This window comes from Desulfonispora thiosulfatigenes DSM 11270 (genome assembly GCF_900176035.1).
GTDB lineage: Bacteria > Bacillota > Peptococcia > Peptococcales > Desulfonisporaceae > Desulfonispora > Desulfonispora thiosulfatigenes.
Genome location: NZ_FWWT01000017.1, coordinates 104,309 through 116,305 on the forward strand (window position 1 = coordinate 104,309; position 11,997 = coordinate 116,305).

Here is an 11,997-nt window from a genome sequence, read left to right on the forward strand (position 1 = left end):
TATAAATTAGCACTCAACAAAGGAGAGTGCTAACAAAACAAAGGGTGGATGAAATGGAATTGGATGCTCGCAAGAGGAAAATACTCGAAGCAGTAATCGTTGATTATATCTCTACTGCTGAACCTGTAGGTTCCCGAACCATTTCGAAAAAGTATGAATTAGGGGTTAGTCCAGCTACTGTTCGAAATGAGATGGCGGATTTAGAAGAACTAGGTCTTTTGGAACAACCTCATACTTCTGCTGGGAGAATTCCATCTGATTTAGGTTATAGGTATTATGTTGATTGTTTAATGAGAAAAGTAGCTATAGAAGATAAATTAAAAGATACCATTAGAGAAAGCTTTGGTGTGAAGGCTAAGCAAATCGAAGATATTATTAAACACACTAGTAAAACTTTGTCGACCATGACTAATTATACATCTCTAGTAATAGCTCCTAAGGCAGGCAGTAATTCTTTACAAATGATTCAGTTAATTTTCATTGAACCAGGTAAGGCTTTAATTGTAATTATTACTGATGGTGGTAGAGTTGAAAATAAATTTATCGAAATTCCTCAATCTGTTACTAAAGAGGATCTTGATATAGTTTCAATGTGTTTAAATCAAAAGCTAAAAGGTTTAACATTGGAGGATTGGGATAAAAATATTTTAAAAGAATTACAGTTAAATTTAATAAAACAACAAAAGGTTTATACTAAGGCAATTGACTTATTGGATAGTATTTTAAATACCCATACGGAAAATAAAATTTATTTAGGTGGAGCTTTAAATATTTTAAATCAACCTGAATTTATGGATGTAGATAAGGCTCGTAGCCTCTTGACTTTACTAGAGCAAGAAGAAGAACTAAATAAGGTGATGAAAAATAATCTTGAAGAAGGTGTAGCAGTCAAGATTGGGACAGAAAATGACTGTGAAGGCATTAAAGATTGTAGCTTAATAACAGCAACTTATAAACTTAATGGCAATGTAATGGGGACGATAGGAGTATTAGGACCGACAAGAATGCAATATTCTCATGTTGTATCAATAGTTGATTATTTAACCCAAGTTTTATCCCGACTTATATTAAAGTGAAACAAGTGCATCTTTTTGGTATAAGTGGGAGAATATACATTAGATAAAAGTGGATAAAAATTTAGGAGGTAGTAGTTTTGAGTTCAAGCCATGGAGCAAACAATTCTGATTTAGATAGTAGATTCACTGCTTTAGAAACTAATATTGAAGCCATTCGTGCTGTAGCTAGTGCTGTAAAGGGAACAATAGGCCCTAAGGGCTTAGATACAATGCTAGTCGATCAAATGGGGGATATAGTGATTACTAATGATGGTGTTACTATTTTGAATTTGATGGAAGTAAACCATCCTGCTGCCAGAATGTTAATTAATATAGCAAGAGTGCAACAAGAAGAAATTGGTGATGGAACCACAACTGCAACCTTAATGGCTGGAGAAATGTTAAGTGAAGGGCTAAAACAAGTAACTCAAGGTGTTCCCATAGCTAGGGTGATTGAAGGGCTTAGGATAGGCTTAGCGCAAGCTATAGAAGAATTTGAAGCTAGGACCCAAGAGATTGATCAAGATAACTATTCGTTATTAACAAAGATAGCTTTAGTTGCAGGCAGAGAATATGAAGATATAGCTAATTTAGTTGTAAAATCGGCTCAAATAATGGGATCTGAAAAATTACTAGAGCCTTCTTTTAAATTATCTGATTCTATTAAAGCAATAGAGGGAGCTAATAACGAAGTTTTTGTAGGTACATTAATTAATAAAGAAAGAATGAATAAACAATCTCCAAAAGAAGTATTAAATGCAAAAATATTGATCATAGATGATGCTCTTGAACCAGAAGCAATTGATGATGCTGCTCTTGCAACTGAAAAGGGTTTTACTAGGTTTATGGAACTACGTGAAGAATTTAAACAAAGTATCGAAAAAATTGTGGAATCAGGTGCCAATGTAGTTTTAGTTGATAGAGGTGTAAATGATTTAGCTGAAGAAATCTTAATTGATAATGGCATAATGGTTGTGGAAAGAGTAGCTAATAAAGAATTACAAAAAATCAGTAAGCATACTAAAGCCAAAATGATCAAAAGAACGGGTTTAAATAAGCAAGTAGAAGCCATTAAAAACTACATAGGCTCAGCCGAAAAGGTATATGAAGATGAAAAACTTGAAAATATTAGAATTTTAAATGGAATAGGTGAACCTATTGCTACCGTTATTGTCAGCGCCTCTACTAGTGAAGTAGTAGGTGAAAGGGAAAGAATTGCTAAAGATGCAGCTAGTAGTGTTCAGGCCACATTTAAAAAAGGCTTTGTCCCTGGTGGAGGTTCTATAGATTTATATATAGCAAGAAAATTAGAAAGTCTGCAAAAGGATATTAAAGGAATGACTAGCTTTGGGGTGAAATGTGTTGCTAGCGCTTTAGAAAAGCCTTTTATGCAAATAGCGACAAATGCAGGTTATAATCCATTAGAAAAAATAGGAAATGTAACTCAAGCACAAGTAGAACAAAATAACTTTGCTTTAGGTATAGATTGTGATACAGGTGATGTCAAGGATATGTTGGTAGAGGGGATTATTGATCCTACTTTAGTAAAAATACATGCTTTAAAAGCAGCAGGAGAAGTTGCTGAAGCTATTTTACGTATTGATACTATTATCCGAAAAAAACAAGAAAGTAATCTTTAATATATATAACAATACACAGGTGGTGGGGAAATGACTAATAATGAAGAAAATGTAGAATTAGAAGAAGATATTATTGAAGAAGAGGAAAATACAGAGAGTACAGGTAAAGTAGAAATCGTAGAAGAAACAAATGAAGTTGATGAGCTTAATCAAAGACTATTAAGAGTTTCTGCAGATTTTGATAACTTTAAAAGAAGAACTAGAGAAGAAAAGGCAAGTATTTTAAAATATGCCAATGAAAAACTACTAATAGATACTTTGCCAGTTTTAGATAATTTTCAAAGAGCAATTGATGTTAAAGAACCAAGTGAAGAAGTAAAAAAATTCATTGAAGGTATGGATATGATTTATCGTCAATTGTATGAAGTTTTAAAGAAATCAGGACTTTCTGCAATTGAAGCTAAAGGAAATGAGTTTAATCCTGAACTTCATGATGCAGTTATGCAGGTAGAAAACAATGAGGTTCCTGACAATACAGTAATTGAAGATTTAAGAGCAGGATACCTATACCATGATAAGGTAATTAGACCAAGTATGGTACAAGTAGCAAAGAATAGTTAATGACAAATAATAATAAAAGTACTTAAAAAAAAGGATGAATTCCTTAAATTAATATTGAATATAGGAGGTTTTTTATAATGAGTAAAGTAATTGGAATAGACTTAGGTACAACAAATTCTTGTGTAGCAGTAATGGAGGGTGGGGAACCAGTAGTTATCCCAAATCCAGAAGGTAATAGAACAACACCATCGGTGGTAGGGTTTTCTAAAACTGCTGAACGTTTAGTAGGTCAAGTTGCTAAGCGTCAAGCAATCACAAATCCCGATCGTACTATTAGTTCAATTAAAAGACATATGGGTACAGATTACAAGGTTAGTGTTGATGATAAACAATTTTCACCTCAAGAAATTTCGGCTATTATTTTACAAAAGTTAAAAGATGATGCAGAAAGCTATTTAGGAGAGTCAGTTTCAAAGGCTGTAATTACTGTTCCAGCTTATTTTACTGATAGTCAAAGACAAGCAACAAAGGATGCTGGAACAATAGCAGGACTTGAAGTTTTAAGAATAATTAATGAACCTACAGCAGCTTCATTATCTTATGGTTTAGATAAAGAAAATGACCAAACAATTCTAATTTATGACTTAGGTGGCGGAACATTTGACGTATCTATTCTGGAATTAGGTGATGGTGTATTTGAGGTAAAGGCTACTAGTGGTAACAATCGTTTAGGTGGAGATGACTTTGATCAAAAAATCATTGAATGGATGATTGAAGAGTTTAAAAAAGAAACTAGTGTAGATTTAAATAAAGATAAAATGGCTGCCCAACGTTTAAAAGAAGCAGCTGAAAAGGCTAAACATGAATTATCTGGAGTACAAACAACTAATATTAATTTACCTTTCATCACTGCAACAGCTGATGGACCTCAGCATTTAGACTTAAATTTAACAAGAGCAAAATTTAACGAGTTAACAGCAGATTTAGTAGAAAAAACTTTAACTCCAACAAAACAAGCATTAAAAGACTCAGGTTTTTCTGCTAATGAAATAGATAAAGTAATTTTAGTAGGTGGATCTACACGTATCCCAGCGGTTCAAGAAGCGATCAAAAACTTAATTGGTAAAGAGCCTTATAAAGGTGTTAACCCTGATGAATGTGTTGCGCTAGGTGCAGCTATTCAAGCAGGTGTATTATCAGGGGAAGTTAAGGACGTATTATTATTAGACGTTACTCCTTTATCTTTAGGTATTGAAACTTTAGGTGGAGTATCGACTAAGTTAATCGAAAGAAATACAACTATTCCAACTTCTAAGAGTCAGATTTTCTCAACAGCATCTGATAGTCAAACATCAGTTGATATTCACGTATTACAAGGTGAAAGAGAAATGGCTCAATATAATAAAACTTTAGGACGTTTCCAATTAACTGGAATACCAGCAGCTCCTAGAGGAGTTCCACAAATTGAAGTTAAGTTTGACATTGATGCTAACGGAATTGTAAATGTTTCTGCTAAAGATTTAGGAACAGGAAAAGAACAAAAAATTACAATTCAATCTTCAAGCGGACTTTCAGATGAAGAAATTGAAAACATGGTAAAAGAAGCTGAAATGAATGCTGAAGCAGATAAAAAACGCAAAGAAGAAGTTGAAACTAGAAATGGAGCAGATTCATTAGTATACCAAACTGAGAAGACTTTAAAAGAAGCAGGAGATAAATTAGATGCTGATGAAAAAGGCGAAGCAGAAAAAGCAATACAAGAATTAAAAACAGCATTAGAAGGTGATAACACCGAAGACATTAAAGCTAAATCTGAAGCTTTAACTGAAATAGTTTATAAATTATCATCAAAATTATACGAGCAAGCAAATCCTGAAGCTGGGCAAGAAGCACCTGAAGGCGCTCCAGAGCAAGATGATAATGTAGTAGATGCTGACTTTACAGAAATTAAGGAAGATAAATAATAAAAATATCAGCAGGAGTGAATGTACTCCTGCTTGATTTCTTGTGTATTAAATAAACTAGAAAAAGGAGGTGAACCGGGATGGCAAAAAGAGATTATTATGAAGTTTTAGAAATTAGTAAAACAGCCGGCGAGGATGAAATTAAAAAAGCATATCGCAAGCTAGCCCGGAAATACCACCCTGATGTGAACCCAGGAGATAAAAAGGCGGAAGAGAAATTTAAAGAAGTATCAGAGGCCTATGAAATTCTTTCTAATCCAGAAAAAAGATCTGCTTATGATCAATTTGGTCATGCGGGTACAGATCCTAATGGTTTTGGTGGAGCAGGAGGATTTGGTGGCGGAGATTTTGGTGGATTTGGTGATATATTTGATGTATTCTTCGGTGGTGGCGGAGGAGGCTTTGGCGGTGGTAGAGCCCGTAGAGGTCCTACTAAAGGAAATGATCTTCGCTATGATTTAGTAATAGAATTTGAAGAGGCAGCTTTTGGGGTAGAAAAGACAATCTCTTTACCACGATATGAAAATTGTTCTAAATGTAAAGGAACAGGGGCTAAAGAAGGAACCGAAGCCGAAACTTGTGGAACATGTCATGGTACGGGTCAAGTAGCTCATACTCAAAGAACAGCATTTGGTCATTTTCAAACAGTTAAACCTTGCTCTACTTGTAATGGTGAAGGTAAAATTATTAAAGAACCATGCACAAAATGTAAGGGTCAGGGAAAGGTTCGCGCAACTAAGAAACTACAAGTTAAGATACCTGCTGGTGTTGACTCTGGATCGCGTTTAAGAATGGCAGGAGAGGGTGAACCTGGTGAATTAGGTGGACCACATGGAGATTTATATATTTATATTTCAGTTAAACCACATGAGTATTTTATTAGGCAAGGTAATGATATAATTTTAGAATATCCAATCAATATTGTGCAGGCTTCCATAGGAACTGAAGTAGAAATCCCGACTCTAGAAGGACCAGTTAAATTAAAAATTCCGGAAGGAACTCAAACAGGAACTGTATTTAGATTAAGAGGAAAGGGTATTACTAGTATCAAAGGTTTTTCTAAAGGAGACCAGCATGTTCAAGTGAAAATTATAACTCCTAAACATCTTACTTCTGAACAAAAAGAGTTACTTCAAAAGCTAGAAAAATCATTTGCTGAAGGACAGCATACGGATCAAGATGAAAATGATGGAAAAGAAAAAGGCTTCTTTGAACGAGTAAAGGATGCTTTTAAAGGTTAGGAGAGTATATTATGAATTGGTTAGAGGTTAAAGTTACAACTGTACAAGAGGCAATTGAGGGTATAGCTAATATTTTTCATGAGATTGGAGCTGGGGGAGTCGTGATTGAAGACCCCCAGCTTATCTCTATATATGCAGCTAAAGGTACATGGGATGCACATGACTTCACTAAAGAACTGTTAGATAAAATGGACGTAGTAGTCAAAGGATATTTACCAGTAGACGAGTTCATTTTTTCAAGATTAGAAGAGTTAAAACTTGAGCTAGAATTATTAAAAGTTAGGATAGGCGAAATCCCAACAATTATTGAAGAACAAGAAGTAAAAGAAGAAGATTGGGCAAATTCATGGAAAATTTATTTTAAACCTGAAAAAATTGGAGAAAAGACTGTAATTAAACCTTCCTGGGAAAATTATAAAGAAAAACCAGGAGACTTAGTAATAGAACTGGATCCTGGCATGGCATTTGGTACTGGTAATCACGCAACCACATCTTTATGTATAAATTTGTTAGAAAAATATGTAAAACCAGAGATGAATGTTATTGATGTAGGTTGTGGTAGTGGTATTTTAAGTATTTTAGCAGCCAAGTTAGAAGCTAAAAATGTAGAAGCTTTAGATTTTGATAATGTTGCAGTTAGAGTTGCTAAAGAAAATGTCGTTATAAATAATTTACAAGATAGTAATATTACAGTATGTCAAAGTGATTTACTCCAAAAGGCTACTTTAAAAGCTGATTTAATCGTAGCTAATATAGTTGCAGATATTATAATCAGAATGATTCCATCTGTTCAGAACTATTTAACCGAAAAGGGAATTTTAATTTGTTCGGGAATCATAGATGAAAGAAAAGATGATGTTATTAAAGCTCTAGAAGAATATGATTTTAAAACACTAGAAATAAAGGAAAAATCAGGTTGGGTAGCTATCGTAGTCCAAAGCGGGTTACAGGAGAGATAAGAATGCGAAGATTATTTATACCGACAAGTGAAGTTGAGAGTGATTTAATTATTATAGATGGTAGTGATGCGCATTATCTTTTAAATGTTTTAAGAATAGAAGAAAAAGAAGAGATTATAATTTTTGATGGTAAAGGAACTGAGTATTTAGTAGAAATTAATAAAACAAGTAAAACTCAAGTTGAAGGTCTTATAAAGGATACCTATTTTGTTGGTCAAGATACTGAGGTACAAGTTACCTTAATTCAATCCATAGCTAAAGGCGATAAAATGGATTATATTATTCAAAAATGTACAGAAATAGGTGTAGGTAAGATTATTCCGATAATTACAGAAAGAACAATAGTAAAACTTGATGCTAAAAAGAAAAAAGAAAGAAAAGATAGATGGCAAAAAATAGCTACTGAAGCTGCGAAACAAAGTAAAAGAGTGATCGTGCCTGAAGTAACAGAGATATTAACCTTGGAAGAATTAATAAAGAAACTAGATAATACTGAAAAAACCTTGATTTTATGGGAAGATGAAAATAAAACTAAAATGAAAGAATATCTTAAAAAACAAGAAAGTATCGAAAACATAAACATCATCATTGGACCAGAGGGTGGATTATCAGAAGCTGAGGTTAATAAATTACAAGAAAAAGGTGCGATAGCAGCTTCGCTAGGTTCTCGAATTTTAAGAACCGAGACAGCTGGATTAGTAGCCTTAACTATAGTCTTATATGAATTAGGTGAGTTAGGATGAGTAATGAAAATAAGAAAAGGGTTGCCTTATATACTTTAGGATGTAAGGTAAATCAAGATGAAACTGAAGCAATTGAGGGACTATTTAAAGACCGAAATTATGAGATTGTATCTTTTGAAAATAGAGCTGATGTATATATTATTAATACATGTACAGTAACTCATTTAGCAGACCGAAAATCACGTCAATTTATTCGAAGAGCAATTAATACAAATCCCAATGCTTTAATTGTAGTAACAGGATGTTATGCTCAGACATCTGCAGATGAGTTAGAAAAAATACCGGGTGTAGATTTAATAATTGGAACTAGTGGACGAGAAAAAATAGTAGATGTCATTGAGGAACATCAAAAGGTGAATATGGCTACTACCTTCGTTTCTGATATTAGAAAAGCTAAGGATTTTGAAGAATTACCAGTTGATCGTTTGATTCATAAAACAAGGGCTTATTTAAAGGTACAAGAAGGTTGTGAACAATTTTGTACTTATTGTATCATTCCTTATTCAAGGGGACCTTTTAGGAGCCGTAGCCTTGATAATTGTATAAACGAAGCGGGGAGACTAGTTGATGCAGGGTTTAAGGAAATTGTCTTAACTGGTATACATCTAGGCGCATATGGTATTTATGATGAAAAGCTTAGCCTATTTGATTTATGCAAGAATTTATTAGATAAAACTGATATTAAACGTTTACGACTCAGTTCTATTGAGCCTACAGAAATAAATGATGAAATTATAGAATTAATGAAAAATGATTCTCGTTTTTGTCGTCATTTACATATTCCACTGCAAAGCGGGGATAATAAAATACTTAAATTGATGAATCGACCTTATGATGCTGAACAATTTCAGCAGTTAGTAACAAAGGTTAAGCAAGAAGTACCAGGGGCTTCGATAACCACAGATTTCATTGTCGGATTTCCAGGTGAAGATGATGAGTCTTTTGCAAATAGTGTTGAGCTTATAGAAAAAGTTGGTTTTAGTGATATTCATGTATTTAAATATTCTCCTCGCAAAGGAACTCCTGCTAGTAAATATCCAGATCAAGTTGAAGCTAGTATTAAAGAAAAAAGAAGTAAAATTATTAGTGATCTTGCAACTAGAGGATTTGTAAACTTTGCTAGTCAGTTTATAAATCAAACAGTTGAAGTATTAGTCGAACAAGATGTTAAGGGAATTTGTGAAGGTCATACAGATAATTATTTACCTGTAAAATTTAAAGGTAAAATAGATAAGGGGCAAATCGTAAAAGTAAAAATAAAAAATCTTGAAAAAGGATTTTTAAGTGGCGAGTTGATTTAATAGCAGGATTTTCTGCTTTTAGTGCGAATTTATAATAATAAGGCTAAGAATATATACTTTATTAAAATAGTAGCTAGGAGGTGAAACAATGTCAGATTGTCTTTTTTGTAAAATAGTCAATAAAGAAATACCTTCTGAAGCTGTTTATGAAGATGAATTTGTTTATGCCTTTCATGATATTAGCCCTGTGGCTACTATTCATATAATAGTTATACCTAAAAAACATATCAAAAGTTTAAATGATATTGAAGAAAATGATTTATTATTAATGGGAAAGATTTTAAGTGCCATTAATAAAATAGCAAAAGATAAAAAAATAGATAGCGAAGGCTATCGTGTAGTTAATAATTGTGGAGAAAATGGTGGACAAACTGTTGATCACATACATTTTCATCTATTAGGTGGAAGAAATATGATGTGGCCTCCGGGTTAATCTTGCTTTAAATATAGATATTTAGTATAATTAAAAATGTGCAATTTTCAAGTTCCCATGGAATAAGTCCACTAGCCAAAAATTTTAAATAAAGTTAAAAAGTAAGATGGTTAGTAGTGGAGGGAGGGATATTAGTGAGTGAAATTAAAGTGGGTAAAAACGAAACATTGGATAGTGCCCTTCGTAGATTTAAGCGTTCTTGCCAAAAATCTGGGGTTTTATCTGAATGGCGTAAACGTGAACACTATGAAAAGCCAAGTGTGAAAAAGAAAAAGAAAGCCGAAGCAGCAGCTAAAAAGAAGGCTAAGAAAAGATAATTTGGGGTGATAAGATGTCCCTACAAGATCAATTGATGGCAGATATGAAAGATTCTATGAGAGCTAAAGAGGCTGGTAAGAAAAAACTAACTGTTATTAGAATGGTTAGGTCTGCTATTAAAAACATAGAAATAAATGAAAAAAGAGAATTAAACGATGCAGATATCGTTGAAGTTCTTGCAAAAGAAGTAAAGCAACGCCGTGATGCAATACCTGATTACGAGAATGCCAACCGACCAGATATAGTGGAAAGCTTATTAAGTGAAATTGACATATTAATGGAGTATCTTCCTAAACAATTATCAGAAGAAGAAATTCGTAGCTTAGTAAAAGAAGTTATTTCTGAAGTAGGAGGAAGTTCTCCTAATGACATGGGAAAAGTCATGGGCAAATTAATGCCCAAGGTTAAAGGTAAAGCTGATGGTAAGTTAGTTAACCAAATAGTTAAAGAATTGTTAGTTAATTAAAATAAACAGGTAGTCTAAACATGAATAATGCTAGACTACCTGTTTTGTATTCTTTTGAAAGGAGTTGAATTATTTGAAAAGATTAACTTGGATATTTTTCTTATTAATTTTCATAAGTTTAAGTATTGTACCAGGGTTTTCTGCTAATGATAAGGTTATGGTTGTACCAATTGATAGTACTGTCGAAAAAGGATTATCCTCTTTTGTACAAAGAGCCTTTATAAAGGCTGAAAGTGAAAAGGTAAAGATGGTTATTTTAGAAATAAATACACCAGGTGGAAGAATTGACGCCGCTAGAGATATTGAAAGAATTATTTCAAATTCAAAGCTACCTACCACGGCTTTAATCAAGGATAGGGCCATTTCAGCAGGATCTTTAATTGCTTTAGCCTGCGACACAATCGCTATGCAGCCAGGGTCAACTATTGGAGATGCTGAACTTTATATTGGTAGTGAAAGGGCAGGAGAAAAGCAATTATCAGATTGGAGAGAAAAATTAGCCTCAACAGCCGAAGCTAAAGGAAGAAACCCTGAAATTGCAGCAGCCTTTGCGGATCGGGATATAGAAATACCTGGTGTTACAGCAAAAGGCAAATTATTAACCTTAACCCCTAAAAAGGCGGTAGAATTAGGGATAAGCGATTATTTAGTAAAAGATAGAGATGAATTATTAGAAGTACTAAATTTAGAAAAAACTTTAGTTATTTCGACAGAGCCAACTATGGGTGAAAATTTAGCAAGGTTTGCAACTGACCCTATGATAGCTCCAATTTTGCTTACCATAGGAATAGCAGGTTTAGCCATTGAATTAATTACTGTAGGTTTTGGAGTCTTTGGAGTAATAGGTTTAGCTTCAATGAGTTTATTCTTTGGGGGACATTTATTAGCTGGATTTTCAGGATGGGGAGCTATATTTTTATTTTTAGTAGGTCTTATTCTGCTAGTTATTGAGATTTTTGTACCAGGTTTTGGTGTTTTTGGGATAGGAGGGATTGCCTCTTTAATTGGAAGTGTAGTCATGGTGTCGCAAAGCTTAGAAGCTGCCCTTACCTCATTAACGATAGCCATTATTGGTTCGATTGTTCTTATCCTTGTTAGTTTAAAGTTCTTGACACGTAGGAATATATGGAAGAAGATAGTATTAGAAAATAAACTAAGTAATGAAGAAGGATATAGTGCTTCTTCACAAGAATTAAAAGAGCTTTTAAATGAAGAAGGAAAAGCTTTAACAGATCTAAGACCTTCAGGAACCGCTATCTTAAATAACGGCATGAGAGTAGATGTCGTAACTTATGGAGATTATATCTTAAAAGATGAAAAGGTTAAGATTATCAAGGTGGAAGGTAATAGGGTAGTAGTAATTAAAATTTAAAGGA

The 11,997-nt window shown here is 33.4% G+C and carries 12 protein-coding genes; all 12 read left to right on the forward strand.

Features of this window, described 5'->3' with window-relative positions; translation table 11 throughout:
- The first annotated feature begins 53 nt into the window (after positions 1-53).
- The 12 genes from hrcA to B8965_RS07230 all read left to right on the forward strand — a co-directional run bounded on the left by hrcA (position 54) and on the right by B8965_RS07230 (position 11,993).
- Positions 54-1,076, forward strand: coding sequence for a heat-inducible transcriptional repressor HrcA (hrcA, locus tag B8965_RS07175; protein ID WP_084053264.1), 1,023 nt, complete (start codon positions 54-56; stop codon positions 1,074-1,076).
- Between the two features lie 77 nt (positions 1,077-1,153).
- Positions 1,154-2,695: a TCP-1/cpn60 chaperonin family protein gene (locus B8965_RS07180; RefSeq protein WP_084053161.1), complete on the forward strand. Its 1,542-nt coding sequence runs from the start codon at positions 1,154-1,156 to the stop codon at positions 2,693-2,695.
- Positions 2,696-2,725: 30 nt separating this feature from the next.
- Positions 2,726-3,256, forward strand: a complete 531-nt coding sequence (gene grpE / locus B8965_RS07185) for a nucleotide exchange factor GrpE (protein WP_084053162.1) — start codon at positions 2,726-2,728, stop codon at positions 3,254-3,256.
- A gap of 77 nt (positions 3,257-3,333) precedes the next feature.
- Positions 3,334-5,160, forward strand: coding sequence for a molecular chaperone DnaK (gene dnaK, locus B8965_RS07190; RefSeq protein ID WP_084053163.1), 1,827 nt, complete (start codon positions 3,334-3,336; stop codon positions 5,158-5,160).
- 80 nt (positions 5,161-5,240) lie between these two features.
- Positions 5,241-6,401 carry a molecular chaperone DnaJ gene (dnaJ, locus tag B8965_RS07195; RefSeq protein WP_084053164.1) on the forward strand — a complete coding sequence of 387 codons (1,161 nt, stop codon included), beginning with the start codon at positions 5,241-5,243 and terminating at the stop codon, positions 6,399-6,401.
- 11 nt (positions 6,402-6,412) lie between these two features.
- Entirely contained in the window at positions 6,413-7,360 is a 948-nt protein-coding gene (prmA, locus tag B8965_RS07200; protein WP_084053165.1) for a 50S ribosomal protein L11 methyltransferase, read from the forward strand.
- Positions 7,361-7,362: 2 nt separating this feature from the next.
- Positions 7,363-8,103, forward strand: coding sequence for a 16S rRNA (uracil(1498)-N(3))-methyltransferase (locus tag B8965_RS07205; protein ID WP_084053166.1), 741 nt, complete (start codon positions 7,363-7,365; stop codon positions 8,101-8,103).
- The gene (gene mtaB, locus B8965_RS07210) at positions 8,100-9,404 is read left to right on the forward strand and encodes a tRNA (N(6)-L-threonylcarbamoyladenosine(37)-C(2))-methylthiotransferase MtaB (RefSeq protein WP_084053167.1); all 1,305 of its coding nucleotides are present in this window, start codon (positions 8,100-8,102) and stop codon (positions 9,402-9,404) included. The genes B8965_RS07205 and mtaB overlap by 4 nt, the downstream gene beginning before the upstream one ends.
- Positions 9,405-9,492: 88 nt before the next feature.
- Positions 9,493-9,837: a histidine triad nucleotide-binding protein gene (locus tag B8965_RS07215; RefSeq protein WP_084053169.1), complete on the forward strand. Its 345-nt coding sequence runs from the start codon at positions 9,493-9,495 to the stop codon at positions 9,835-9,837.
- A 134-nt stretch (positions 9,838-9,971) separates the two neighbouring features.
- On the forward strand, positions 9,972-10,154 hold the full coding sequence (gene rpsU, locus B8965_RS07220; protein WP_084053171.1) for a 30S ribosomal protein S21: 183 nt from the start codon (positions 9,972-9,974) through the stop codon (positions 10,152-10,154).
- A 14-nt stretch (positions 10,155-10,168) separates the two neighbouring features.
- On the forward strand, positions 10,169-10,621 hold the full coding sequence (locus B8965_RS07225; protein ID WP_084053173.1) for a GatB/YqeY domain-containing protein: 453 nt from the start codon (positions 10,169-10,171) through the stop codon (positions 10,619-10,621).
- 73 nt (positions 10,622-10,694) lie between these two features.
- The gene (locus B8965_RS07230; RefSeq protein ID WP_084053175.1) at positions 10,695-11,993 is read left to right on the forward strand and encodes an NfeD family protein; all 1,299 of its coding nucleotides are present in this window, start codon (positions 10,695-10,697) and stop codon (positions 11,991-11,993) included.
- Positions 11,994-11,997 lie beyond the last annotated feature (4 nt).